Below are 25,291 nucleotides of genomic sequence, written 5' to 3'. Positions count from 1 at the left end.
CCTCGGCGGCCCCTACGGGCCGACTTCAGTCGTTCGCCGGCCCCGGGCCGGCCGTAGCGTCGGCGGGCAAGAGCCCGGCCAGACGCAGCAACAGGTCTTTCACTTCGGTCGCACCGAACCGCTCACGCGCCGCGGCCGGATCGGTGCACAGCAGCACGGGCGCGTCGGCGGCGTCCGCCGGCAACCGGCCGTGCGAGCCACGCACCGCGCGGGCGCCCGCGTCGAGCCCCACCACGCTCATCAGGTAACGCATGCCGAGCTTCTTGCGGGCCAACGCGAGCGCGGCGCGGCCCTTGGCCTTCCCTGGGTTCTCCGGGTCGAAGAGCAGCTCCGCCGGGTCGTACCCCGGCTTGCGGTGAATCTCCACCAGCCGCGCGAAGTCGGGCGCGCGGCTGTCGTCGAGCCAGTAGTAGTAGGTGAACCAGGCGTCCGGCTCGGCGACCAGCACGAGCTCGCCGGCCCGCTCGTGGTCGAGTCCCGCGGCCGCCTTTCCTTCCGCGTCCAGCACCTCGGCCACCCCGGGCAGCCCTTCGCACAGCTTGCGTACGGCGGCCAGGTCGGCCTTGTCCTTGACGTACACGTGCGCCACCTGGTGGTCGACGACCGCGAACGCCCGCGAGGTCCACGGGTCCAGGTATTCCATGCCGTCCTGGGTGTAGACCCGCAGCAGGCCCTCGGCCCGCAACAGCCGGTTGACGTCGACCGGGCGGGACACGTCGGTGATGCCGTACTCCGAGAGGACCACCACGGTCGCACCGCGCCGGTCGGCGGCGTCCAGCAGCGGGCCGATCTCGGCGTCGAGGGCCGCGGCCGCAGCGGCCGCCTGCGGTGCACCCGGACCGAACCGCTGCAGGTCGTAGTCCAGGTGCGGCAGGTAGACCAGTGTCAGGTCGGGCAGATGGGTGGCCAGCAACTGCTCGGCGGCCCGGCGGATCCAGCGCGACGAGGCGATGCCCGCGTTCGGGCCCCAGTAGGTGAACAGCGGGAAGTCGCCGAGCGTGCTGGTGAGCTCCTCGTGCAGCTCCGGCGGGTCGGTGTAGCAGTCGGGCTCCTTGCGCCCGTCCGCGTAGTAGATCGGCCGGGGCGTGACCGTCCAGTCGACGTCGGCGCCCATCGCGTACCACCAGCAGACGTTGGCCACGGTGTAGCCGGGATGCGTGCGGCGGGCGGCCTGCCAGACCTTCTCGCCGCCCATCAGGGCGTGGTGCTGCCGCCAGAGGAACACCTCGCCGAGGTCGCGGAAGTACCAGCCGTTGCCGACGATGCCGTGCCCGGACGGCAGTTCGCCGGTCAGGAACGTGGCCTGCGCCGAGCACGTGACGGCGGGCAGCACGGTGCCGAGCTCGGCCTGGAAGCCGCGCTCGGCGACCCCGCACAGGCGGGGCATCCGGGCGAGCAGCCGCGGGGTCAGCCCCACGACGTTGATGACGACCAAGGGTGTGGGGCTCATGCCGCGACCTCGCTTCGGTGCTCGGAAAGGCCCAGGCCCACGAGGGTGTCCCGGGCGAAGGCCAGCTCGGCGGCGATGCCGTCGGCCAGCGCCGCGTCGCCCTCCGGCCGACGGGCGGGCGGCAGCACGCCCCACGTGTACGTCTCGACGTCCAAGTGGTCGCAGAGCGCCTTGGGGCCGCCGACGAGCTCGCCCAGCGCCGCTTTCAGCACCGGCACGGTCGAGGTCAGCGGCGGTACGGGTTCGGCGTGCAGGGGCACGTGGTAGTGCACCCGCCAGGCGCCGCCCGACAGTCCCCGGTCGAGGGCCTCGTCGAGGTCGTCGGCCGCGTTCGCCGGGTCGGCCGGGTCGGCGGCCGTGGCCGTGGTCGCACAGCGGGTCTGGTGCAGGAAGCGCGGTTCCACGTACTCCCGCAAGGTGTCGGCGGCGGCGACCGGGTCGGCGGCCTCCAACGCGGCGGACACCTGCACCTTGACCACCGGGATTCCGGCATCACGCAGCCGGCCCACCGCCGCGGCCGGCTCCTCCCAGGCACAGGCCAGATGGGCCAGGTCGAGGCAGACGCCGATCCGGTCGGTGTCGATCGGGGCCAGGTGGCGCACCGCCTGTTCGGTGGACTCCACCACGCAGCCGGGCTCCGGCTCGAACGCCACCCGGACCGCGCGCCCGGTCTCCCAGGCCATCCGGGTCAGGCCCGTGGCCAGCCGTTCCAGCACCCGCTCGGCGGCGCCGGACTGCCCCTGGTCCCAGGGCTCGCGCCAGGCGAACGGCAGCGTGGAGATGGAGCCGCGGGTGGCGTCGTCGGGCATCAGGTCGAGCAGCACCCGCGCCAGGTCCAGCGTGTAGTCGAGGCGCTCCGGCGTGGTCCAGTCCGGGTGGTAGACGGCCTGCTTGACCACGGGGGCATGGAACGACTGGTACGGGAAGCCGTTGAGCGTGACGACCTCCAGGCCGCGGGCGTCGAGCTCGGCGCGGAGCTGGCGGCGCAGCCGGGCCGAGCCGGCCAACTCGGCGGCGACCGGCGCGGGCAGCCACAGTCCGAGGCCGAGCAGGTCGGCGCCGAGGCGCTCACGCACCTTGACCGCGTACGTGTCGAGCTGCGCGACGATGCCCGCGAAGTCCTCCGCCGGGTGCACGTTCGTGCAGTAGCTGAGATGGACGGTCGATCCGTCGCGGTGGCGCAGCCTCATCAGCTGCCCCCGCGCAGGATCGAGTTGCCCTCGAACAGCGCGCCCGGCTCGTTGTCGCCGAGGTCGAGCTTGCCGGACTGCCCGTAGAAGGCCACCGGGTTGCGCCAGAACACCAGGTCGACGTCGTCCTCGCTGAACCCGCTCGCCAGCATCAGGTCGGCGGTCTCGCGGGTCAGCAACGGGTCCGACTTGCCCCAGTCGGCCGCGGAGTTGACCAGTACCCGCTCTGTGCCGAACTGCTTGAGGATCTCCACCATCCGCGGCGGCGACATCTTGGTGTCGGGGTAGATGGAGAAGCCCGCCCAGCTCCCCGAGTCCTTGACGGCGGCCACCGTCACCTCGTTGAGGTGGTCGACGACCACCCGGCCGGGATCGATGCCGGACTCGGCGACCACCTTGATGGTGCGCTCGGTGCCGCGCGCCTTGTCCCGGTGCGGGGTGTGCACCAGCGCCGGCAGCTCGTGCTCGATGGCCAGGGCGAGCTGCGCGGCGAACGCGTGGTCCTCCTCGGGCGTCATCGAGTCGTAGCCGATCTCGCCGACCGCCACCACGCCGTCCTTCTCGAGGTAGCGCGGCAGCACGTCGAGCACGCCGGCGCAGCGCGGGTCGTTGGCCTCTTTCGGGTTCAGCGCGATCGTGGCGTGGTGGCGGATGCCGAACTGGCCGGCCCGGAACGGCTCCCAGCCGACGAGCGAGTCGAAGTAGTCGGTGAACGAGGCGACCGAGGTGCGCGGCTGACCGAGCCAGAACGCCGGCTCGACCAGCGCACGCACGCCGGCGGCGGCCATCCGCTCGTAGTCGTCGGTGGTACGCGAGGTCATGTGGATGTGTGGGTCGAAGATTCGCATCACGCCTCTTTCCGCAACGCAGTGCCGGCCAACCGGTTGAGCAGCCCGGTGGCGTCGGCCGCCATCGGCCGCCCGGCGGCGGCCCGTTCCTCCGCCAGCCCGGCGAGCATCACCCGTAGCTCCTCGTCGGCCCGCTCGTCGAGCCGGTCCACGATGGACAACGGGAGACCCATGAAGACGCACTTGAGCACCGCCTGACGCCAGGTCGCGGCGTCCAGGTGCGCGGCGTACGTGCCGAGCGCGGCGCCGACCAGGCGGGTGTCGTTGGTGCGGATCGCGTCGTGCAGCAGGGGCACGCCCGCCTCGCCGACGGGCAGCAGCGGCAGCGCGCGCAGCACGGCCCGTTTCTCGCTGGCGTCGCCGTAGCGGTAGAGCCGGTCCGCCTCGGCGGCGACCCGGTCTGCGGGCAGCGCGGCCAGCAGCAGGGCGCGGGCCGCCTCGTCGGCGGACCACCCCCCGGCGATGGGCGCTCGTCCGCAGGCGCGGGCCGCCCGCGGGAACAGGCGGGCGATCGCGCCGGGGTCGGCCGACACCTGGCGGACGGCCTCGTCGACCCAGTCCACCGCGGCCCGGTCCAGTGCGGCGCGCAACTCGTCGGGTTTCATCGCGTCTCCTCTCCCGCTTCGGCGGCCTTGCGGAGGAAGTCGATGGAGCGCGCGGCGACGTCCGGTGCCGCGTGCGAGTGCCGGGGCAGCTCGACCGCGACGAGACCGGTGTAGCCGGCGTCGTCCAGGGCACGCAGCACCGGCGGGAAGTCGATCTCGCCGGTGCCGAACTCGAGGTGTTCGTGCGTACCACGGCGCATGTCGTCGATCTGGACGTTGACCAGGTGGTCGGCGACCGCGGTGACGCAGTCCGACACCGGCTCGGACTCGAGGCAGCGGCAGTGTCCGATGTCGAGGGTGATGCCGAACGAGGCGGGCGCGCCGAGCGCGGCGTGCAGCCGGCGCCACCCGGCGATGTCCTCCACGAACATGCCGGGCTCCGGCTCGAAGCCGAGCGTGACGCCCCGATCCTCGGCCGCCTTGACGGTGGCCGCGCAGCCGTCGACCAGCCGTTGCCAGGCCGTGTCCGCGTCGACTCCGGGCGGGCGGATGCCGCTCCAGAACGAGACCGCCTCGGCGCCCAGGTCGGCACCGACGGCGACGGCCCGGCGGAGGAACTCGATCCGCAGCGCCGGGTCGTCGTGCAGCAGCGTCGGCGCGTGCTTGTGCCAGGGGTCGAGCAGGAAGCGGGCGCCGGTCTCGATCACCACGCCCAGGCCCAGGTCGGCGAGGCGCCGGGCCACGGCGCCGGTGCGCGCGGCCAGTCCCGGCGCGAACGGGTCGAGGTGGTCGTGGTCGAGGGTGAGGGCGACGCCCACGTAACCGAGCTCGGCGATCACCGCGAGGGCGTCGTCCAGCCGGTGGTTGGCGAAACCGTTGGTGCCGTAGCCGAACCTCATGTCGCGGCCACCTTCCGGGTCAGCCGCCGGGCCAGCGGCATGGCGGCGGCGACCAGGGCGCCCGGTGCCGGGGCACCCGCGCCCGCGGCGAGCGCTCCCTGCAGGGCGGGCAACGAGGTGATGCCGGCGCCGACGGCCGCGCGGACCACGGGCGCCGACGGGTCGGCCGCCGCCCGGATCTGCGCGGCGCCGTAACGCGCCGCGTACCAGCCGGCCAGCGCCGCCGGCACCAGGGCACGCCAGCCCCGCTGCCGGCCCGGCCGGACCGCGGCCGCGGCCACCAGCGCCGTGCCGGCCAGGGTGACGACCGGAAGCAGGGGGTCGGCGCCGGAGACCTCCCGGCGGGACAGCGCGGTGACGGTGTACGTGTGCGCGGCGACCAGCAGCGCCGCCGGCACCGCGCGGGCCGTCCGGCCGCCGGTGGCGCCGAGCAGCACGTCCAACCCCCGGCAGGCGGCCATCACCGCCGGGCCGGCCGGGGTGTTCTTCGCCTTGACGTCGTACGCCCAGACCGCTGCCGCCAGTGGCACCGCGACCGTGAGCGCCCGGCGGCCGCCGGCGGCCCGGGCCACGGCGAGGCTGGCCGCGGTCAGCCCGGCCGCGACCGCCAGCGCGTGGCCGGGAGCGATCCGGCCGCTGGGTATCGGTCGCTCCGGGCGTTCCGTGGCGTCGAGCTCGCGGTCGGCCCAGTCGTTGGCGGCCATGCCGGCCCAGTAGAGCAGCACCGAGGCGCCGGCCAGGGCGGGCGTGCGGGCGCTGAGCGCGCCCGCCGCCGCCGCGCCGGCCACCACGTCGCCGGGCACCGAGAGCCCGGCCGGTGCCCGGACCAGCTCCGCGTAATCCTGGATCGTCGGCATTACTTCAGGCCGGCGACGAAGGTGCGCAGCAGGCTCCACTGTTCGCTCAGCCCGTGCGGCACGTCGCCGATCGGGTCCTTGAAGAAGAAGGCCAGCTCGGTCAGGGGTCCTTGCCGGCCGGCCCGGTGTGCGGCGCTGGTCAGCCGGGCCAGGTCGAGGATCAGCGGCGCGGCCAGCGCGGAGTCGCAGCCGTGCCAGGAGAACTCCATCCGCATCCGGACGCCGAGGAAGCCGGCGAAGCTGACCAGGTCCCACGCGGTCTTGAAGTCGCCCAGGTCGTCGACGTACTCGATGCGGGTGTTGCCTTCGGGCTCGTATCCGAGGGTCTCCGCGAGCACCCGCTGCTTGCTGGCGGACTTCGCGGCGTTGGGCCCGGGCGCGGCCAGGTTGGCGCCGTCGCCGCCGCCCAGCAGGTTGAGCCCGCTCCAGCTACGCACGTTCAGGTTGCGCTGCGCGAACATCGGCGCGAGCACGGACTTGACCAGCGTCTCGCCGGTCTTGCCGTCGTGGCCCGCGTACGGCAGGCCGGTCTCGCGGGCCAGCGCGTCCAGCGCCGGCAACCGGGCACCGGTCGACGGTGTGAAGTCCACGTAGGACGCACCCGCGGTGAACGCCGCGTAGGCGGCCAGCGAGCTGCCCGGCAGCGGCGAACCGCCGCCGGCCAGCTCGGCACGGAGCAGGTCGAGGTCGCCGTGCGCCGGGAGCGGCTCGGGCAATGACTCGGTGGTGGAGACGTTGACGACCACGACCCGATCGAGGCCCAGCCGGTCGCGGAACCCGGTGATGTCGGCGGCCAGCGCGGCCGCCGTCTCGGCCTGGGTCCCGCCGACGGGTACGGTCCGCAGGTTCTCCTCGACGGCGGCCAGGTCGTCGGCGACGGCGGCGACCAGCCGAGGCGGCACGACACCCGCCTCTCCGAGCGTCTCCGCCTTCTTGGCCAGGCATGTGGTGACGACATCGTGGCCGCCGAACACCAGATCGGCGATCGGTGGCAGCGCTGAACCGCGCAGATCCGGATGCTCAGTCACGCACCCGGTCGGCTCGGCGAGCCCGGCGCGCAGCGCCAAGGCCCCGACCATGCTGGTGGTCGCGACGGATCCGCGCGCGCCTACCAACCAGACACCCGTTTTCATGGTGTCCCCTCCTGCTCGCTGTGCTTTGGTAGTCCCCCGTGGTAGATGCGACCGGCGGAAAGCCGGTCGCTGGCATGGGCCCCGCCCGCCCGCTCCGCCTCGGGATGGCACCCCGGAAACGGCGTCGGAGTCGGCGGCAACGACGCCGGACCCGGACCCGGGCCGGATCGGGCGGACGGGGCTTGGTAGGCAGGGCCGGTCGGCGTCGCGGCCCTGCCTCCCCCGCGTCATGCCGGGGTCAAAGGTGTGGCGGCCGCGGAACACCGGCGGCAGCGCCGGGAGGAAGGAGGGGTGGATGTGGCGGACGGCTCATAGTGCCCTCCGGGGTCATGGGGCGGGCGCCTAAGGCACCAGCTCGTGGGCGCGAACGGGTGTGACGCGGAGAGTGCCTGACCCCTGGCGAGATGCCTGCTTCGCCAAGGTTGTTGCGGTATCGGTCTCGTGGAGTGCGGTGCGGACCTTGCTGGTGGTGCCGGTCGGCGTCCGGTGCGACCGGGGAATCCCGGTCCGGTCGCACCGGACGACCGGATACCTCCGGACGACCCGTCCCGCCGCGGGGCGCAACCGCGGCGGGACCCTCGCGGGTCGGCCCGAGGGGTCGGGCGACTATTCAGCGAGCGCCGGTTCGACGTCGGTCCAGACCGTGCCCTGGTCCGCCGACCGCGCCACCGCGTCCAGCACGAGCTGGACCTGGAGGGCGTCGAGGAACGAGGGTGCCGGGTCCACGCCGGTGGCGATGGCCTCGATGAAGTCGCGCATCTCGTGGGTGAAGGAGTGCTCGTAGCCGATGATGTGGCCGGGCGGCCACCAGGCGGCCATGTACGGGTGGTCGGCCTCGGTGATCAGGATCCGGTTGAAGCCCTGTTCCGCGGTGGGTGCTGCGGAGTCGTAGAACTCCAGCTCGTTGAGCCGCTCCAGGTCGAAGACCAGCGAGCCGAGCGACCCGTTGATCTCGACCCGGAGGCCGTTCTTGCGCCCGATCGCGAAGCGGCTCGCCTCGTAGGTGGCGATGGCGCCGCCGTCGAGCCGGGCCAGGAACAGCGCGGCGTCGTCGACCGTGACCTGGCCAGTGGCCGGAGCCTCCGCGTCGCCGGACGAGGCGGCCAGGCCGCTGGACTCGCTCGGCAACGGGCGCTCCTTGACGAACGTCTCGGTCAGCGCGCTGACCCCGGTGATCTTCTGGCCGGTGACGTACTGGGTCAGGTCGATGATGTGCGCCCCGATGTCACCGAGGGCACCGGAGCCTGCCTTGTCCTTCTGGAGTCGCCAGACCAGCGGGAACTGCGGGTCGACGATCCAGTCCTGCAGATAGACCGCGCGGACGTGGCGGATCACTCCGATCCGGCCGGACGCGATGAGCTGTCGCATCATCGCGACGGCCGGAACGCGGCGGTAGTTGAACCCGCACATCGACCGGATGCCGCTGGCTTGCGCCTTGGCCGCCGCGGCGACCATGGCGCGGGCTTCGTCGACCGAGTTCGCCAGCGGCTTCTCGCACAGTACGTGCTTGCCTGCCGCCAGCGCCGCGATCGCGATCTCGGCGTGGCTGTCACCTGGCGTGCACACGTCGACCACGTCGATGTCGTCGCGTTCGATGACCTCGCGCCAGTCGGTCGTGTACGCGTCCCAGCCGAGCTTCGCGGCCGCACCGGCGACCTTCGACTCGTCACGGCCGCAGATCAGGGCCATACGGGCTTGTGTCGCCAGGTCGAACGCCGAGTTCACGGTGCGCCACGCGGTGGAGTGCGCGGCGCCCATGAACGAGTAGCCGACCATGCCGACCCGCAGCTCGTGGTCCTTACGGGAACGTGAATCAGTGGACAAGGTGGGTCTCCCCCTTTTAGCTGAACCCGAGCGGGAGGTAGGTGCTCGCGTTCTCCTTGGTAATCGTCTCCGAGGCCAGGATGATCTCCTTAGGCACCTGGAGCTCGACCAGGTCGGACATGCCCTTGCCCTGCGCGATGAGGCGAGCGAGCGAGATGGCCGACGAGGCCATCGAGGGGCTGTACGTGACGGTGCACTTCAGGACCGAGTTGTCGGCCTGGATGGCCTCGATCGCGGCCTTCGAGCCGGCCCCGCCGACCATCAGGAACTCTTTGCGGTTGGCCTGGGTGGCGGCGGCCAGGACACCGATGCCCTGGTCGTCGTCGTGGTTCCAGAGCGCGTCCATCTTCGGCAGCGCCTGGAGGAGCTGGCTCATCTCGGCCTGACCGGTGTCGACCGTGAAGCCCGCCGCCCGCCGGTTGGCGACCGTCAGGCCGGCCGCGGCCAGCGCGGCCTTGAAGCCCGCCGAACGCTCCTGGGTCAGCTCCAGGTTGTCGATACCGGCGATCTCGCCGATGATCGGGTTGCTGACGCCCTTGGCCTTCATCTGCGCGGCGATGTAGTTGCCGGCCGCGACGCCCATGCCGTAGTTGTCGCCCTTGATCTGCAGGCGGTAGGCGAGCGCGTCGGGGAAGGCGCGGTCGAGGTTGACGACCGGGATGCCGGCCTTCATCGCCTCGAGGCCGAAGGCGTTGAGCTCCTTGCCGTCGTGCGGCAGCAGGACGATCACGTCCGGCTTCTGGGAGATCATCGTCGACAGCGCGGACCGCTGCGCGGCGGCGTCCGCGCCGGCCTCGACCGTGGTGAAGGTGACGTCCGAGTACTCGGCCGCCTGTGCCTTCGCGTTGCTGGTGATGGCCGCGATCCAGCCGTGGTCGGCCGCGGGGGCGGAGAAGCCGATGGTGACCTTCTTGCCGGGCGCCGAGTTGGCGTTCGGCGAGGCGTTGTTGTTGCCCTGGGTCTGCGCGTTGGTGTTGTCGCCACCCTTGTCGTTGCTGGTGCAGGCGGCGAGGAGAGCACCGGCGCCGAGCGCGGCGCCGCCGAGCAGGAACCGCCGGCGGACCGGATCGTGCTGGGTCATTGACGACCTCCTGGAATCTCTACTTGCGGGGGTATCAGGGTGTGTGCTGCCAAGCGACCGTCCGGATCGGACGACCACCATGGATGGTGCGTGTCAGTTTCAGCTAGCTGTAGTGATCCGGTTCCGTTTGAAGAACTGGCTCACGGAGTTGAAACGGAACTGCTGGATGAGCACGGCGACCACGATGATGCCGCCCTTGACCATGTTCTGAACCTCGGTCGACAAAGCGTTGAGGGTGAACAGGTTGGTGATGGTGGAGAAGATGACGACGCCGAGCAGCGATCCGACGATGGTGCCCCGGCCGCCGCTGAGCAGCGTGCCGCCGATGATCACAGCGGCGATCGCGTCGAGCTCGTAGTTGGTGGCCATGGCCGCCTGCGCCGACGTGCCGATCGAGGTCAGCATGATGGCGCCGATCCCGCAGCAGAGCCCGGCCAGCGCGTACAACATCATGGTGTGCAGCCGGACGTTGATGCCGGCCAGGCGGGCGGCCTCGACGTTGCCGCCGATCGCGACCGTGCGCCGACCGAACGTCGTGCGGTTGAGCAGGATCCAGCCGAGGAGCACGACGACACCGAGGATCCAGACCAGGATCGGCACGCCGAGGAAGCTGTCCGCGGCGATGCTGTTGATCGTCTGGTTGCTGGTCTGCTGGGTCTGCTTGTTGGACATCTGCGCGGCCAGGCCGCGGGCGGCCACGAGCATCGCGAGCGTCGCGATGAACGGGACCAGCTTCCCGTACGAGATGAGGAAGCCGTTGACCAACCCGACCCCGAGGCCGACCAGCAGCGCCGTGAAGATCATGCCGCCGGCGCCGAACTCCTGGGTCGCCACCGTCGTGCACCAGACGCCGGCGAGCGCGATGATCGCGCCGACCGAGAGGTCGATGCCGCCGCCGATGATCACGAAGGTCATGCCGACCGCGACCACACCGACCGTCGAACCCAGCTTGAGGATCGCCCAGACGTTGTCGATCCACCAGCCGTCGCGGCCGTAGAGGTCGGGGCGGGTGATGATGCCGATCACGATGAGCCCGACCAGCACGCCGATCAGGCCGAGGTTGCGGCGGGTCGACTCGCCGGCGTCACTGCTCCACCAGCCGTTGCCGCCCTTGCCCTGCTCCTCCGGGCCGCCGCCCAGTGCCTCCTTGACGGCCGGCGCCGTCTGAGCGGGAAGCCCGGTCATCGCTGGTCTCCGCTCGCTCCGCTGATCATGTCGGTCATGCGGGCGCACCTTCCATCAAGGACCCCGCCATGACGAGGTCGAGCACAGTCTCTTCGTCGAGCTCCTCGGCACGCGCCTGGCGGACGACCCGGCCTTCGCGCATGACCACCACCCGGTCGCTGAGACCGAGGACCTCCGGAACTTCGCTGGAAACCAGCAGCACTCCGACGCCTTGCGCCGCGAGCGCGTGAATTACCTGGTAGAGCTCGGCCCGGGCGCCGACGTCGACGCCGCGGGTGGGTTCGTCGAGCAGCAGCAACTCGGTGCCGCCGAGCAGCCAGCGCCCGACCACGACCTTCTGCTGGTTGCCGCCGGAGAGGGTGCGCACCGGCCGGCGCACGTCGCGCGGGCGCAACTCGAGCTGGTCGGCGACCTTCGCCGCCTCCTCCCGCTCCTTGCCCGTGTCGGTGAAGCCGAACTTCGCGATCTTGCTGAACGTCGAGAGGGTCATGTTGCGGTAGATCGGCTCGCCGAGCAGCAGGGCCTGCGCCTTGCGCTCCTCGGGCGCCATCCCCAGACCGGCACGCACCGCGGCACCGACCGCACCGGGCCGCAATGCCTTGCCCTTGACGTAGATCCGGCCCTGCTCGGGCTGGCGCGCGCCGAAGATGGTCTCCAGCAACTCCGAGCGTCCGGAGCCGACGAGCCCGGCGATGCCCACGATCTCGCCCTTGCCGACGGTCAGCGAGATGTCCTCGAACTCGCCCTGGCGGGCGAGCCCCTCGACCCGGAGCAGTTCCTCCGGCTCGGTGGGCGCGTTGACGCGCTCCGGGAAGACGTACTCGATGGTCCGTCCGGTCATCCGGCTGACCAGGTCGCGGGTCGGGGTGCTGCGGGCCGGCAGGCTCGCCGCGGTGGTCCGGCCGTCCTTCAGAACCGTGACCCGGTCACCGATCTCGCGGATCTCCTCGAGCCGGTGCGAGATGTAGATGACGGCGATGCCCTGCGCGGTCAGCTCCCGGATGATCCGGAAGAGGTTGCCGACCTCGTCGTGCGCGAGCACGGCACTCGGCTCGTCCATGATGATCAGCTTCGCCTCGTGCGACAGCGCACGGGCCATGCTGACCACCTGCTTGCCTGCGGCGGGCAACGTGCGCACCATCCGGGTCGGCGTGATCTCACCGTGCCCGAGCCGGGACAGGATCTCCCGGGTACGCCGGTTGATCGTGCCGCGCTTGACGAACCCGGCGATCTTGGGCTCGTGCCCGAGGAACGCGTTCTCGGCGATCGACAGGTCGTCGACGAGGTCGAGCTCCTGGTAGATGGTGGCGATGCCGGCCTTGTTGGCGGCCTGCGGGTTGGCGAACCTGACCTGCTCGCCCAGCCACTCGACGACACCGGAGTCGGGCTGGTGCGCCCCGGACAGCACCTTGATCAGGGTCGACTTGCCGGCGCCGTTCTGACCGAGGAGGCAGTGCACCTCGCCGGCGCGGACCTCAAGCTGGACACCGTCGAGGGCCCGCACGCCGGGGAACGTCTTGACCACGTCGGTGAGGCGCAGGACGACCGGGCGCTCGGCACCGTCGTCGGCTTCCCCGCTGGGTCCGATCTTGTCGGGCGTCACGGCGGAGCTGTCCACATCATCGGCAGCGTCACCCGCGACGTCTTCCGCATCAGTGGAAGCGGCACTGTCTACTTCGTCCGGTGCGGCATGGCGGGCCTGCGGGATGCTCGCGTTGCCAGGCTGTTCTGGGCTCGCGCCCGGCCCAGCCGCGGCGACCGGTTCGGGCTCGGCGGTCGCGGAAATTCCGGTTTCCGCCTCGCCCGTAGACGTCGCGGCTGCCGGCGCGACCTCGGCCACCGGTGCGGCATCCGAGCCAGCCGCTCCGTTCGCGGAGTCGGTCGCCGACGACGCTGCTGCCGGCGCGACCTCGGCCACCGGTGCGGCATCCGAGCCAGCCGCTCCGTTCGCGGAGTCGGTCGCCGACGACGCTGCCGCCGGCGCGACCTCGGCCACCGGTGCGGCATCCGAGCCAGCCGCTCCGTTCGCGGAGTCGGTCGCCGACGACGCTGCCGCCGGCGCGACCTCGGCCACCGGTGCGGCATCCGAGCCAGCCGCTCCGTTCGCGGAGTCGGTCGCCGACGACGCTGCCGCCGGCGCGACCTCGGCCGCCGGTGCGGCGTCCGAGCCAGCCGTTCCGTTCGCGGAACCGGAGTCGGAGTCGGCCGGCGACGACGCTGCCGCCGCCTTCGACTCGGCGGTTCCGTTGGCCGGCTTGGCCGCGGCCGGCGTGCGGGAGGTGGTGCGAGGGGCGCGTTTGCGCGGCGGAGTAGTCGCGCCGGCGATCCCGGCTTCGCCGGCCGCCGGTGCGGCGTCGGAGCCAGCGGTTCCGTTCGTGGAACCGGAGTCCGCAGACGTCGCCGCCGACTCGGTGGCACCGTCGGCGGGCTTGGCCGCGGCCCGGGCGCGCGGAGCGCGCTTGCGGGGCGGCGTGGCCGCGCCGGCAGTCCCGGCTTCGCCGGCCGCCGCCGCGTGCGCCGTGGTGTCGGCCGGCTGCGGAGTCGCGCCGTTCGGGGTCGGTTCCTGGTCGCCGGCGGCGCCCGATGGCGTGCCGGTCTCCGGGGCGGTGCTCTCGGTCATGACGCCTCCATGAAGGCCATGTCACTGGCCAGCACCGCCGCGCCGGTCACGCCTGCGCGGCTGCCGAGTTCGGACAGGACCACCGGTAGGTTGCCGGTGGCGAGCGGGAGCGAGCGCCGGTAGACGACGCTGCGGATCTCGGCCAGCAGGATGTGGCCGAGTTGTGCGAGGCCGCCGCCGATCACGATCATCGACGGGTTGGCGAAGCTGACCAGGCCCGCGAGGACACCGCCGACGCGGCGGCCGCCGTCGCGGATCAGGCGGATGCAGACCACGTCGCCCTCGATGGCGCCCTCGGCGACGTCGACCGCGGTGACCGAGCCGTTGGCGGCGAGTCGTTCGGCCAGCGCGGGCGAGCCACCGGCGCGGGCGGCGGCGGTCGCGTCCTTGGCGATCGCGGCGCCGCTGAACAACGCTTCGAGGCAGCCGACGTTGCCGCAGGAGCACATCGGACCGTGCGAGTCGACCTGGATGTGGCCGATGTCGCCGGCGCAGCCGTCGGTGCCGCGGTATACCTCTCCGCCGAGATAGATGCCGCAGCCGACGCCCGTGCCGATCTTGACGAACAGGAAGTCGTCGACCGAGTGGGCGACGCCGCCGTGGCGTTCGCCGATGGCCATGATGTTGACGTCGTTGTCGACGACCGCGGGGCAGCCGTGCTCGCGGGTCAGCAGCTCGCGGACCGGGAAGCGGTCCCAGCCGGGCATGATCGGCGGTGACACCGGCACGCCGTCGCGGAAGCTGACCGGGCCCGGGACGCCAATGCCGACCGCGTCGAGGCGCTCGTAGGCACCGTCCACCTTGGCCTTGTGCAACAGCTCGTTGACCCGCAACAGGGTGCCCTTGGGGCCGCTGCGGATGTCGGCGGGCTCCGCGTACGCCACGACCGGCTCCAGCCGGCCGTTGACGATCTCGACGTCGATCGAGCTGGCGCCCAGGTCGACGGCGGCGAAGCGCAGGTTGGGGCTGAGCTCGACCAAAGTGGAACGACGACCGCCGCGGGAGGCGGCCAGCCCGGCCTCGGCGACGTAGCCCAGCGATACAAGGCGTTCGAGCTCGGCGAGCAGCCGCGGTCGAGGCATCTCCAGCCGGTCAGCGAGCTCGGCGCGGGAAACCGCACCGTTGTCTCGCAGCAGCCGCAGCAGCCGCAGGTGCAGAGGCTCAACAGCCCGCACGGCACCCATCCTTTGGTCGACCCGTTCACACCGGCGCAACGTCCGGGGTGTTGTGGACGACACAGTATGAGCTTCCGTCGTAGGTGTAAAGAGCTTCGGATCTCTTGGCGATAACTTTTGCTGGGAGCAACAAAAGCTGTGGCCCTGCCTAATGAATCTTCGCGGCACTGCGGCGGAGATGCCGGTTTCGTCCGGCCAAAACGCCCTGACGTGCGGTGATGCGCTACTTACATAGCAGAGTTGTCATGCGCCGACCGGCGATGGCGAGGCCGGCCACGGTGACGAGCAGAAGATAACCGACGTCTATCAATCCGCCTAGGACTTCGTCGGTGCCGGTCGATATGCCCCGGATCAGGTCGACGGCGCGGTAGAGCGGGGTGACCTCGACCAGCCAGCGCAGCACCGGGTGGTAGCTCTCCGCCGGCACGAACGTGCCCGAGAACAGGAACAGCGTGAACTGGACCGAGCCCATCAGGTCGAAGTCCTGCCAACTGCGGACCCAGGTGGTCAGCGCCATGCCGAGCGCGCCGAACGCGAAGCCGACCAGCACGGCGGCCGGGAACGCGAGCAGCGCGCGGCCGGCGGTGGTGAGGTCGAGCGCCACCATCACGCCCAGGAACGCGGCCGAGTAGACCGAGCCGCGGACCATCGCCCAGGCCAGCTCACCGAGGGCGATCTCGAACGGCCGCACGGGGGTCGCGAGCATGCCCTCGTAGAGGCGCATGTACTTCATCTTGCCGAAGAAGTTGAACGTCGTTTCGGACAGCGCACCCGACATCGCCGCCGACGCGAGCATCGCCGGCGCCACGAACGCCGCGTAGCCGATCACCTCGCCGCTCGGCAACGTCAGGTCGCCGACCAGCGCACCGACACCGACCCCGATGGACAGCAGGTAGACCAGCGGTTCGACGAAACCCGAGATCATCACCAGCCAGTAGGCGGACCGCAGCGCGACAGCGTTGCGCTCCGCGACCGACGCGGACCGCCGGGCGGAACCCTCGAAGCTGACCAGCCGAGGCAGAACCAGCGAAACCATCAACCTCTCCCTCGCCTCGTCAGACCACCACCCGGGCACGGACCCGCCCGGACCAACCACCAACCGCCGCCAACGCAGAGACGGAGCCGTGCTCCACGAGCCACCCGCGCCACCACCACCCGGGACCACGCGGGCACAGAGCTGGGTCCCGCCGAGCGACCCGCCACCACCCCGGACCACGCGGCCACAGAGCTGGGTCCCGCCGAGCGACCCGCCACCACCCCGGACCACGCGGCCACAGAGCTGGGTCCCGCCGAGCGACCCGCCACCACCCCGGACCACGCGGCCACAGAGCTGGGTCCCGCCGAGCGACCCACCGCTGTCTCAGCGCACACGGGTGCAGAGCCTGGCCAAGCCACCCGCCGCCAGCGAACACCAGCACGACCATGACCCCTCCCCGTCTCGTCAGAGCACCAGGCGCTTGCGGAACCGGGCCCGGGCCAGCCACCAACCGCCAGCGACCCAGAGCGCGAGATATGCCAGGTGGCCCGGCACCGACCAGTCCGGTGCGACACCGAGCGTGGCCGCCCGGCACAGGTCGACGCCGTGCCACAGCGGTGTCGCATAGGCCGCCACGCGCAACCCGAGCGGTAGCTGGTCGACCGGGAAGAAGACGCCCGAGAACAGTGACATCGGCAGCAGGGCGAAGCGGAACAGCAGCGCGAGGTAGCTGTCGGTGGTGATGCTCGCCGTGAAGGCGAAGACCGGTGCGGCCACCGCGGCGCCGAACAGCACGACGACCGGCAGCGTGGCCAGCGCCCAGAACGAGTGCACCGTGCCGAACAGCGTCGCCACCAGCAGGAACGCGCCGGCGGAGAGGACCACCCGGAACAGCACGAAGAGCAGGTGGCCGCCGAGGATGTCGGCGACCCGCAACGGAGCGGCGGCCTGGGCGAAGTAGATCTTGTGCCACTCGAAGCTGCCGAGCACCGGCCAACTGCTCTCGCCCGCGGCGACCTGGAACGCCGTGGAGACCATCAGGCCGGGCACGAGGTAGTCCACGTAGGACACCCCGTCGACCCCGCCGGTGATGTAGGCGCCAAGGCCAACACCGAAGCCGAGCAGGGTGAGCACCGGCAGCAGGAACGTGCCGAAGACCGTGCCCCGCCAGGTGCGCCGGTAGCCCACGAAGTGATATTCAAAAACGGCCAAGGCGGTCATCAGTCCACCAGCGTCCGGCCGGTCAGGTGCAGGAAGACGTCTTCGAGCGAGCTGCGCCGGACCAGCACGCTGGCCGGCTGCAGGGCGCGGTCGTGCACGGTGGCCACCGCCGCGTCGCCGTCGTCGACGTAGAGCAGGACGCGGTCCGGCAGCGCCTCGACGCGGGAGCCGATGCCGGCCAGCTTGTCGACGAACAGCTCCTGCGACTCGGCCGCGAAGCGCAGCTCGACCACCTCGCGGGTCGAGTGCCGGGCGATCAGGTCGCGCGGCGAGCCCTCGGCGACGATCCGCCCGGCGTCCATCACCACCAGCCGGTCGCAGAGCTGCTCGGCCTCGTCCATGTAGTGGGTGGTCAGCACCAACGTCACGCCCCGCTGCTTGAGCCGGAACAGCCGCTCCCAGACCAGGTGGCGGGCCTGCGGGTCGAGGCCGGTGGTCGGCTCGTCGAGCAGCACCAGCTCAGGCTCGTTGATCAGCGCGCGGGCGATCGTCAGCCGCCGCTTCATGCCGCCCGAGAGCGGGTCGACCTTCATGCCCGCCCGCTCGCCGAGCTGCACGAAGTCGAGCAGCTCGGCCGCCCGGGCGCGGGCCACCTTGCGCGGGATGCCGAAGAACCGCGCGTAGGTCGTCAGGTTCTCGGCGACCGTCAGCTCTGGGTCGAGGTTGTCGGTCTGCGGGCAGACGCCGAGCCGGGCGCGGATCGCCGGGCCGTCGCGCGCCGGGTCGAGGCCCAGGATGCGCAGCCGGCCCGAGGTCACCGGCGACACGCAGCCGATCATGCGCATGGTCGAGCTCTTGCCCGCGCCGTTGGGACCGAGGAAACCGAACGCCTCGCCCGCCCGCACGGACAGGTCGATGCCGTCGACCGCGGTGAACCCGCCGAACCGTTTGACCAGCCCCGTCGCCTCGATGAGAGGCCTGCCCTCAGTCACAGGCGGACCCTAACCACGGGGTACGACAAGGGACAGCGGATATCGGCGTCCGCTGATGAATTTCGGTCAGAGATCCCGAGGCGTGGTGGCGACCCGGGCCTCGGCCACGAGCGCGCCGGTCGCCGACAGGACGTCCGGTGTGGAGGTTTCCGCACCCGGGTCATAGCGGACCGACCAGGCCAGGCCGTCGTGGCCGCGGACCTTCCGGGCGACGACCCGCACCCCGACGCCATCGTCGACGACATGGTGCGAGGTGTACGAGACCGAGCCCGTCACCCGGGCCCGCACCTGCTGCGGCACCTCGCGCGGCTCGAGCAGCAGCACCGACACCGGCGTCGCGTCGGCCATGACGTCGTAGCCCTCGCGCTGCTCGACCACCGACGCCGGGGTCACCGTCAGCTCGCGCCCGGACCAGACCGCCTTGTGGATCTGGTGCCAGTCGAGCCGGTCCCGGTCGGGCAGCCGCAGGCCGCGGTCGGTGGCCACCACATAAGCGCCGGCCTCCGTGCGCGACCAGGCGATCACCCGCTCGTCGGAGTCGAGCGTGACGCCGGAGTCGGCCGGCAGCTTCGGTGCTCGGCGGAACAGGTCCCACATGCTCATCGCGTCGTCCTCACAGCCCGCCGGCCGCCTGCTCGCGCAGGGCCCGGGCGTGCTGCTCCAGGGAGAACAGCTCGCCGGCCAGGGCCAGATATTGATCCTTGCTGGTCACCGGGTTGATCCGCTGCACCTTCGACTTGAGCTCGCGGATCCGGGTGTCGGTGGCGCCCCACTGCAGGCGGGCCAGCAGCACCGAGACGTAGTGCGGGTCGGGGTCGCCGTCGCGGAGCATCGGCTCGACGGCGAGCTCGCCGACCAGCGCCTTGCCGGTCAGGTCGCCGCAGGCGTCGCGTACCCGCTCGATCCAGACCACCCCGCTGGTGCCGCTGACCGCGCCGCCGGCCTCGGCGATCGCGGCGCGCACGCTACGCAGCTCGACGGTCGAGTACGCCTCTTCGTCGATGGCGTCGAACATCGGCCCGGCCAGCACCGGCACCTGGATCGCCAGCTTGAGCGCCTCGCGCTCGACCCGGGCCTGGGGCGAGTCGGCGCGCACCGCAGCGGCATTCGCGGCAGCCGTCGCCGTGGCAGAAGGAGCCGCCGCGTTGGCCACGGCCCGCTGCACCGGCTCGATCTCCATGCCGAGGTCACCGGCGAGCTTGCGGACGTACTCGGGACGCTTCTCGCGGTCTTTGAGCTTGGCGACCAGCGGCGCGGCCCGGCGCATCGCCTCGACCCGGCCGTCGACGGTGTCGAGGTCGAACTTCCCCAGGATCTGCCGCAGCGCGAAGTCGACCATCGGCTCGCGGCGCGCGACCAGGTCACGCACGGCGAGATCGCCCTTGGCCAGGCGGAGGTCGCACGGGTCCATGTTGTCGGGGCTGACCGCGATGAACGTACGCCCGACGAAGCGCTGGTCTTCTTCGAACGCGCGCAGCGCCGCCTTCTGCCCCGCCGCATCGCCGTCGAAGGTGAAGATGATCTCCCCGGCGAACGCGTCGGTGTCCATCAGCAACCGGCGCAGCGCGCTGATGTGGTCGCTGCCGAACGCGGTGCCGCAGGTCGCGACCGCGGTCTTGACGCCGGCCAGGTGGCAGGCCATCACGTCGGTGTAGCCCTCGACGATGACCGCCCGCCCCTGCCGCGCGATCTCCCGCTTGGCGTGCTCGATGCCGTAGAGCACGTGGGACTTCTTGTAGAGCGTCGTCTCGGGCGTATTCAGGTATTTCGGGCCGTCATCGTCGTCGAACAGCTTGCGCGCGCCGAACCCGATGATGTCGCCGGACAGCTCGCGGATGGGCCAGACCAGCCGGCGCCGGAAGCGGTCGATCAGGGAACCGGAACGCGCCTCCCGGGCCAGCCCGGCGGCGACCAGCTCCTGCCCGGTGAACCCCTGTTGGCGCAGGTGCTTGGTCAGCGGGTCCCAGCCCTCGGGCGCGAAACCGCAGCCGAAGTCCTGTGCGGCGGCGCGGTTGAAGCCGCGCTGGGCGAGGAACTCGCGGGCCAGCCGGGCGCCCGGGGTGCTCAACTGCCCGGCGTAGAAATCGGCGGCGGCGGCGTGCGCGGCGACCAGGCGTTGCTTCTGCCCCTGCTGCTGGGCCCGGACGGGCGAGGGACCGCCCTCGACGTAGCGCAACTGGATGCCGGCCCGGGACGCGAGCCGCTCGACCGACTCGACGAACGTCAGGTGGTCGACGTCCATCAGGAACGAGAGCGCGTCGCCGCCCTTGCCACAACCGTGACAAAAGAAGACGTTCCGACCAGGCGCGACGGTGAATGAAGGGGTCTTCTCGTCATGAAACGGGCAGAGCCCTTTGAGGTTGCCGCCACCCGCGCTCTTGAGCGTCACGTGCTCCGAGATGACGTCGGCGATCGCGGTCCGCTCGCGAACCAGCGCGATGTCTTCCTCGCGGATCCGGCCTGCCATGCGCTCCCCTCACCCTGTCGTCCTCCATCCTGCCCTGCCATGCGGATCTTGGTGGGGGTGGGTGTGACGCGTATCCCGAGCAGGGGGCGTGACCGTCGGGGGGTCGGTCACGTCCCCTGTGTCTCCCACCACCGCAGCCCCTTGGCGGTACGTCGGCGAGGACTTCACGCTCGGTTGCTAACGAGCCTGCCTCCGAATCGCCACCCGGACATCCGCCAGGTGGCGCATGTCTGGAAGGCCAATTGCATACGTACGCCATTTCAGGGGTCCGTGTGACACCCGCATCTCAGTGCGCTGGCCGTTATCTCAGCCAAGCGTTCCGACGAAGCTTTTGGTCAAGCGCTGGGACCGCCGGCGCCGGAAACGGCGGAGAAGGTGTCTTCATTGAGCATTCTTGGTCGTGGTGACGAGCATCTGCACTACAGCGACAGCTCACATCGCTGGGTGTCGCCACCACACATCGAGCAGAGCGTCTGGGAGGCGAGCCTCCGCGCCCACCTGGGCCGCCATCTGCTCACCATGGGCGGACGGGACGAGATCGATCAGATCGACCTTCCGCGCGCCTACATCCCGCGACAGCGAGGTGCCTCCAAGCCGACCCCCGAGGCACGCGCCACCAGGTCATGCCGCGCCGGCTGACTCTGGGTCGCGGGTACGGATCGGTGCCGGTCGGGCGATGGCTCGGCCGGCGCCGCTCCACCACGGCGGGTCGTGCGTGCCGCCGCTGCGGATGCGGGTCCAACCCACCCCGCCTCGGCGCCCTACGCACCCGCCGCCGCTTCGGCGGCTGGTCCTGCACCTGCCGCCCAGGCTGGCCAGGCATTCCTGACCAGCGCGGCGCGCCGCCGCTGTAAGTCGCACCGACTCCACGGACACGGAACTGACGCCACATCGGGCCGCCTCCACCCGATGTGGCGTCTCCTTATTCAGGAACCTTGCTTTGCTCGGGTTCGCGGTGGTCCGGATCGTTCCTCCCGCGAGGGACCGCTTCGCTGCCAGGTCCGCGGTGGCTATGCCTTAGACCTCTTTGGTTGCGCGCCGTTTGGGTGGAGCTCCTCGTCGGGCTGCGCCGTTAGGGCATCAGGATCTCCGGATGGGGACAAGGTCGTTCGTCCGGTGGGGCGCTCCACCTTGTCCCCATCCGGAGATCCTGATTCATGCGGGCTCCGCCCGACGAGGAGCTCCACCCCCTGCCCCCCGGGGGGTGGGTTGGGCATCAGGTCTTCAGGAGGGCGAGGTGGTCAGGCCGCTTGCGAGGTGACCGGCACGAGCGCCCGACCTTCATTCCTGCGGCGGCCCGGTCGCGGCCGCGCGGCTCGACCGACACGACCGGCGGCCCGATCGCGGCCCGCGCGGCTCGACCGACACGACCCGCTCTGGATCGTGTTGGTCGCCCCGTCCCCTGGCGCGACAACCTCGGGCTGGAGACTGCCTCACGCCCCAACCACCCCCGGAGGGAACGGGGGTGGAGCTCCTCGTCGGGCGTAGCCCGATGAACCAGGATCTCCGGACGGCGACAAGGTGGAGCGCCCAACCGGACGAACGACCTTGTCGCCGTCCGGAGATCCTGGTGCCCTAAGGCGAAGCCCGACGAGGAGCTCCACCCAAACGGCGCGCAACCAAACGATCTCAGCTAACGACGTGCGTGGTCTCGCGTTGGCCGGCCTCGCGGGCGATGTCGATGCGGGACGAGAGCTCCAGCTTCGCCAGGATGTGTGAGACGTGGGTCTGCACGGTCCGGCGGGAGAGGAACAACTGCGCCGCGATCTGAGGGTTGGACATTCCCTGGGCGACCATCGCCGCGATTTTGATCTCGGTTGGCGTCAGGGCTTCCCAGCCTCGGCGGGCCTGGCGGTGGCGGACCCGGGGGCCGCGGCGGATGCCGTAGTTGCGGAAGGTCGCCTGGGTGCGGGAGAGGTCCCACTCGGCGCCCATCTTCGAGTAGAGGGCGAAGGCGTCGGTGAACAGGTTGCGGGCCTCGGACATGTCGCCGCGGTCGGCGAAGATCAGGGCTGCTGCTTCGAGCGCCTGGGCTCGGGGCAGTGGGCGGCCGGAGGCGCGGTAGCCGTTGGCCGCTTCGATCAGGCCCGCCGGGTCGGCCGCCAGCAGGCTCTCGCAGTGTTGTGCGACCGCTCGGCGATGTGGGCCGGTCGAGTCCTGTGCCATCGCCGCGGAGCGTTGGACGACCGCTTCCGCCGCTGAGGTGTCGCCGAGGGTGGTGGCTAGTCGGACGGCGTCGGCGAGCATGTTGACCGTGTCTTCCGACTCCTGGACGCGGTCGGACAGGCCGTCCAGCAGGATCTCGAGTGCGGCCGCGGGAGCGTCCGACTGTTCCTTCTGGAGCGCGCGGGCCATGGCGAACGGGCGACAGATGCGGGCGCCGAGCTTTTCCGCGTAGCGGTCGGCCGCCTTCAGGTGGCGTTCGCTGTCGGGGTCGCCGCGGTGGAGCTGGATCGTGGCGGCCAGGCCGTGTTGGAAGCAGTCGACCATCGGGTCTTTGGAGACGTCGAGCGCCAAGTCGATCTCGACCAGGGCGTCGTCCCATTTGCCGACGTCGAAGAGCAACTCGCCGAGTACGCAGTGCGCCTGGGCCAGGCGGAAGACGTTGCCCGCGCGTTGGGCGCCGTCGCGGACCCGTTCGGCCAGGCGGACGGCGTCGTCGTAGCGGTCCAGGACGCCGAAGGCCACCGCCTGGTTGATCTGCAGGATCAGGCGGAGGTCGGCGAGCGCGGGGTCGCCCTCGGCGACCGCCAGCGCGCGGTCGAACAGGGGCAGCGCCAGCTCGGACTCGCCGCGCATGCCGTGCACGATGGTGCGCACGAACAGCGCCCAGCCCATGCCGAAGCGGTCGCCGGCCTCGGTGGCGGTTTCCAACGCCTCCTCGGCGACCCGGCCGGCCGCGTCGACGCGGCCGAGGGAACGGTAGGCCCGGGCGATCAGGACCAGCAGCCTGGCCCGCTGGCGTGGGCCGACGCCCGGCGCGTTCAGTGCCCGGCGCAGCGGGTCGAGCGACTCCTGCGAGCGGCCCGCCAGCGCCTGGCACTGGGTCAGGGTCCAGTGCAGGTCGACCAGCGAGTCAGGGCGCTTGACGTGCAACAACGCGGTGGCGGCGACGTCGGCCGCGTTGGTCGGGTCGCCCACGCGGAAGAGGGCGTCGGCGAGCCGGCAGGACAACACGTCGTAGACGTCGTTGCCGGGTGCGGTGCCGTTGAGCGCCCATCGCAACATCGGGATGGCGACCTGGGGCGCCTGGCCGACGAGCTGCGGCGCCGAGTCGGACAGCCACCTGACGACCCAGGCGTCGACCACCTTGCCCGCGGAGTCTTCCTCGACGGTGGGACGAAGCTGCCGGGCCACCCGCTCGGCGGACGCGCCGTTGTCGGCGAGCGCCCGGGCGGCGTCGCGATGCCAGGCCGCGCGGACGCCCGCGGGCATCGCGTCGTAGAGGCACTGGCGGATCAGCGGGTGGCGGAACGCCATCTCCGAGCCGTTTTCCAGGAGTACGCCGGCGAGGATCGCCTCGTCGAGCACGGGCAGCAGGTCCTGGAGGCGGCTGCCGGAGACGACGGCCAGCTCGCTGACCGAGAAGTCGATCCCGAGCAGGGCCGCTACACGCAGCGTGTCGCGCGTCGGTGTCGAGATGAACTCGAGGCGGTCGGAGATCGCGGCGGCCAGCGAGCTCGGGGTGGCCGTTGCCCGCGCCTCGACATGTTCGTCGGTGCGTTCCAGGGCCTTCGCGCGGACCAGGACGTCGACGAGCTCGGTCAGGTAGAGCGGGTTGCCGCCCGCGCCGCCGGCCAGTTCGAGCAGCTCGGGACCGGGCACGCCGTCGACGAGCTGCGCGACGAACGCCTCGACCTGCTCGGGGTCGAGGCTCTCGATGCGGAACACGTTGGGCTCGATCGCCCGGCGCAGTGCGAGCAGGTCGTCGCGACGCGGAACGGTGCGGTTGAGCGCCACCACCAGCAGGCGCATCTGGTCGATGCCGCGCAGGAGCCGGCCCAGCGTCATGACGGTGGCGGCGTCGGCCCATTGGAGGTCGTCGACGACGAGCATCGTGGGCGCCTTGGCGCAGACGTCGTCGACCAGGGAGAGCAACTGCTCGGTCGCGGCCGGGATCACGTCCATCCGGTTGCCGATGCCGGGATCGGCGCGGAGCAGGTCGCAGATGCGGGCGTGCTCATCGGCCGGGACGTCGGGGTGGGCGCGCAGCGCCTCCAGCAGCGGCAGGAACGGGAACGCCTGGCTGAGCTCGTCGCACACGGCCCAGATGACCTGGACCCGCGTGCCGTGGGCGGTCGCGACGGCGGCCCGCGCGAGGGAGGTTTTGCCGATACCGGGCTCACCCTCGATCATCGCCGCCGAACCGTGACCGGTGGCTAGCTCTTCTACGAGGCGTCGGAGGGCGTCGACCTGCCGCTCACGGCCGATCGGGGTTGCGGCCATAGGCGAGACTGCCACCGATCCACTCCCTCCGGAGCGTCTGATCGTGCGACGCTTTAACCCAATATGCGGTCATTACGGAAACACGTTTTTGCTGTCATTGCGGGCAAGCAATTGCAGATTGCACGTCGTTGCGCACGCGAAAACCGTTCACATCGGTCAAAATCCGCCATCCATGTTCCGAACGGCCAGGTTGCATATCGACAACTGGCTGTAGTCGCGCCATTACGTCCCGTTGAACCAATCCGGTTCTGCTTGCAATACTCAGTCACCTGGCCAGGGTGATTCTGTAAATGTCCTATTAGGAGCCCGCCATGAACACATCGCGCAGACTCCCCGCCTGGACCACTCGGACCCTGGCCGCGGGAGCAGCGGTCGTCGGCATCCTGGCCGCGACCCTCACCGGCTCGTTCATGACTTCTGCGCATGCGGCATCCCACTTTTC

Annotated in this window: 19 protein-coding genes; 1 reads left to right on the top strand and 18 read right to left on the bottom strand. The window is 71.2% G+C overall.

Annotated features, from left to right (window positions below; all coding sequences use genetic code 11):
* Positions 1 to 25: 25 nt before the first annotated feature.
* The 17 genes from BLV39_RS10375 to dnaG form a co-directional block, all read right to left on the bottom strand.
* Entirely contained in the window at positions 26 to 1,450 is a 1,425-nt protein-coding gene (locus tag BLV39_RS10375; protein ID WP_090789673.1) for an alkaline phosphatase family protein, read from the bottom strand.
* Complete coding sequence (gene eboE, locus BLV39_RS10370; protein ID WP_090789671.1) at positions 1,447 to 2,640, bottom strand: metabolite traffic protein EboE; 1,194 nt, start codon at positions 2,638 to 2,640, stop codon at positions 1,447 to 1,449. The genes BLV39_RS10375 and eboE overlap by 4 nt, the downstream gene beginning before the upstream one ends.
* A complete protein-coding gene (locus tag BLV39_RS10365; RefSeq protein WP_090789669.1) occupies positions 2,640 to 3,488 on the bottom strand; it encodes a TatD family hydrolase in 849 nt (282 codons plus the stop codon). Before BLV39_RS10365 ends, eboE begins: the two co-directional genes overlap by 1 nt.
* Positions 3,488 to 4,093, bottom strand: coding sequence for an EboA domain-containing protein (locus BLV39_RS10360; RefSeq protein WP_090789667.1), 606 nt, complete (start codon positions 4,091 to 4,093; stop codon positions 3,488 to 3,490). The genes BLV39_RS10365 and BLV39_RS10360 overlap by 1 nt, the downstream gene beginning before the upstream one ends.
* Positions 4,090 to 4,932, bottom strand: a complete 843-nt coding sequence (locus BLV39_RS10355) for a sugar phosphate isomerase/epimerase family protein (protein WP_090789665.1) — start codon at positions 4,930 to 4,932, stop codon at positions 4,090 to 4,092. The genes BLV39_RS10360 and BLV39_RS10355 overlap by 4 nt, the downstream gene beginning before the upstream one ends.
* A complete protein-coding gene (locus tag BLV39_RS10350) occupies positions 4,929 to 5,789 on the bottom strand; it encodes an SCO3242 family prenyltransferase (RefSeq protein ID WP_090789663.1) in 861 nt (286 codons plus the stop codon). The genes BLV39_RS10355 and BLV39_RS10350 overlap by 4 nt, the downstream gene beginning before the upstream one ends.
* Complete coding sequence (locus tag BLV39_RS10345) at positions 5,789 to 6,922, bottom strand: inositol-3-phosphate synthase (protein WP_090789661.1); 1,134 nt, start codon at positions 6,920 to 6,922, stop codon at positions 5,789 to 5,791. Before BLV39_RS10345 ends, BLV39_RS10350 begins: the two co-directional genes overlap by 1 nt.
* A gap of 606 nt (positions 6,923 to 7,528) precedes the next feature.
* Entirely contained in the window at positions 7,529 to 8,698 is a 1,170-nt protein-coding gene (locus tag BLV39_RS10340) for a Gfo/Idh/MocA family protein (RefSeq protein WP_090789659.1), read from the bottom strand.
* A gap of 64 nt (positions 8,699 to 8,762) precedes the next feature.
* Positions 8,763 to 9,827, bottom strand: a complete 1,065-nt coding sequence (locus tag BLV39_RS10335; RefSeq protein WP_090789657.1) for a substrate-binding domain-containing protein — start codon at positions 9,825 to 9,827, stop codon at positions 8,763 to 8,765.
* A 99-nt stretch (positions 9,828 to 9,926) separates the two neighbouring features.
* Entirely contained in the window at positions 9,927 to 11,012 is a 1,086-nt protein-coding gene (locus BLV39_RS10330; protein WP_090789655.1) for an ABC transporter permease, read from the bottom strand.
* Positions 11,013 to 11,046: 34 nt separating this feature from the next.
* Positions 11,047 to 12,600 carry a sugar ABC transporter ATP-binding protein gene (locus BLV39_RS10325; RefSeq protein ID WP_204082937.1) on the bottom strand — a complete coding sequence of 518 codons (1,554 nt, stop codon included), beginning with the start codon at positions 12,598 to 12,600 and terminating at the stop codon, positions 11,047 to 11,049.
* 1,028 nt (positions 12,601 to 13,628) lie between these two features.
* Positions 13,629 to 14,816: an ROK family protein gene (locus BLV39_RS10315; RefSeq protein ID WP_176984834.1), complete on the bottom strand. Its 1,188-nt coding sequence runs from the start codon at positions 14,814 to 14,816 to the stop codon at positions 13,629 to 13,631.
* A 214-nt stretch (positions 14,817 to 15,030) separates the two neighbouring features.
* The gene (locus BLV39_RS10310; protein ID WP_090789651.1) at positions 15,031 to 15,843 is read right to left on the bottom strand and encodes an ABC transporter permease; all 813 of its coding nucleotides are present in this window, start codon (positions 15,841 to 15,843) and stop codon (positions 15,031 to 15,033) included.
* Positions 15,844 to 16,248: 405 nt separating this feature from the next.
* Complete coding sequence (locus BLV39_RS10305; protein ID WP_090789649.1) at positions 16,249 to 17,004, bottom strand: ABC transporter permease; 756 nt, start codon at positions 17,002 to 17,004, stop codon at positions 16,249 to 16,251.
* Entirely contained in the window at positions 17,004 to 17,936 is a 933-nt protein-coding gene (locus tag BLV39_RS10300) for an ABC transporter ATP-binding protein (protein WP_090789647.1), read from the bottom strand. Before BLV39_RS10300 ends, BLV39_RS10305 begins: the two co-directional genes overlap by 1 nt.
* A 66-nt stretch (positions 17,937 to 18,002) precedes the next feature.
* A complete protein-coding gene (locus BLV39_RS10295; protein ID WP_308442729.1) occupies positions 18,003 to 18,539 on the bottom strand; it encodes a hypothetical protein in 537 nt (178 codons plus the stop codon).
* 10 nt (positions 18,540 to 18,549) lie between these two features.
* Positions 18,550 to 20,403, bottom strand: coding sequence for a DNA primase (gene dnaG, locus BLV39_RS10290; RefSeq protein ID WP_090789645.1), 1,854 nt, complete (start codon positions 20,401 to 20,403; stop codon positions 18,550 to 18,552).
* A gap of 384 nt (positions 20,404 to 20,787) precedes the next feature.
* Here dnaG and BLV39_RS10285 point away from each other — a divergent pair, with 384 nt between their 5' ends.
* Positions 20,788 to 21,042 (top strand): hypothetical protein, encoded by a 255-nt coding sequence (locus tag BLV39_RS10285; RefSeq protein WP_090789643.1) that lies wholly within the window; start codon positions 20,788 to 20,790, stop codon positions 21,040 to 21,042.
* Between the two features lie 990 nt (positions 21,043 to 22,032).
* On the opposite strand, the gene BLV39_RS10280 is transcribed toward BLV39_RS10285, so the two are convergent.
* Entirely contained in the window at positions 22,033 to 24,864 is a 2,832-nt protein-coding gene (locus tag BLV39_RS10280) for a helix-turn-helix transcriptional regulator (protein WP_204082938.1), read from the bottom strand.
* Positions 24,865 to 25,291: the final 427 nt, after the last annotated feature.

The sequence above is a fragment of the Asanoa ishikariensis genome, assembly GCF_900107455.1.
GTDB classification, from domain to species: Bacteria; Actinomycetota; Actinomycetes; order Mycobacteriales; family Micromonosporaceae; genus Asanoa; species Asanoa ishikariensis.
This window is presented reverse-complemented; position numbering and strand designations above follow the sequence as displayed.

Coding starts and splice junctions, on each gene's coding strand:
- BLV39_RS10375 (WP_090789673.1), bottom strand. CDS start 1,450: ATGAGCCCCACACCCTTGGTCGTCATCAACGTCGTGGGGCTGACCCCG.
- eboE (WP_090789671.1), bottom strand. CDS start 2,640: ATGAGGCTGCGCCACCGCGACGGATCGACCGTCCATCTCAGCTACTGC.
- BLV39_RS10365 (WP_090789669.1), bottom strand. CDS start 3,488: ATGCGAATCTTCGACCCACACATCCACATGACCTCGCGTACCACCGAC.
- BLV39_RS10360 (WP_090789667.1), bottom strand. CDS start 4,093: ATGAAACCCGACGAGTTGCGCGCCGCACTGGACCGGGCCGCGGTGGAC.
- BLV39_RS10355 (WP_090789665.1), bottom strand. CDS start 4,932: ATGAGGTTCGGCTACGGCACCAACGGTTTCGCCAACCACCGGCTGGAC.
- BLV39_RS10350 (WP_090789663.1), bottom strand. CDS start 5,789: ATGCCGACGATCCAGGATTACGCGGAGCTGGTCCGGGCACCGGCCGGG.
- BLV39_RS10345 (WP_090789661.1), bottom strand. CDS start 6,922: ATGAAAACGGGTGTCTGGTTGGTAGGCGCGCGCGGATCCGTCGCGACC.
- BLV39_RS10340 (WP_090789659.1), bottom strand. CDS start 8,698: ATGGTCGGCTACTCGTTCATGGGCGCCGCGCACTCCACCGCGTGGCGC.
- BLV39_RS10335 (WP_090789657.1), bottom strand. CDS start 9,827: ATGACCCAGCACGATCCGGTCCGCCGGCGGTTCCTGCTCGGCGGCGCC.
- BLV39_RS10330 (WP_090789655.1), bottom strand. CDS start 11,012: ATGACCGGGCTTCCCGCTCAGACGGCGCCGGCCGTCAAGGAGGCACTG.
- BLV39_RS10315 (WP_176984834.1), bottom strand. CDS start 14,816: ATGGGTGCCGTGCGGGCTGTTGAGCCTCTGCACCTGCGGCTGCTGCGG.
- BLV39_RS10310 (WP_090789651.1), bottom strand. CDS start 15,843: ATGGTTTCGCTGGTTCTGCCTCGGCTGGTCAGCTTCGAGGGTTCCGCC.
- BLV39_RS10305 (WP_090789649.1), bottom strand. CDS start 17,004: ATGACCGCCTTGGCCGTTTTTGAATATCACTTCGTGGGCTACCGGCGC.
- BLV39_RS10295 (WP_308442729.1), bottom strand. CDS start 18,539: ATGAGCATGTGGGACCTGTTCCGCCGAGCACCGAAGCTGCCGGCCGAC.
- dnaG (WP_090789645.1), bottom strand. CDS start 20,403: ATGGCAGGCCGGATCCGCGAGGAAGACATCGCGCTGGTTCGCGAGCGG.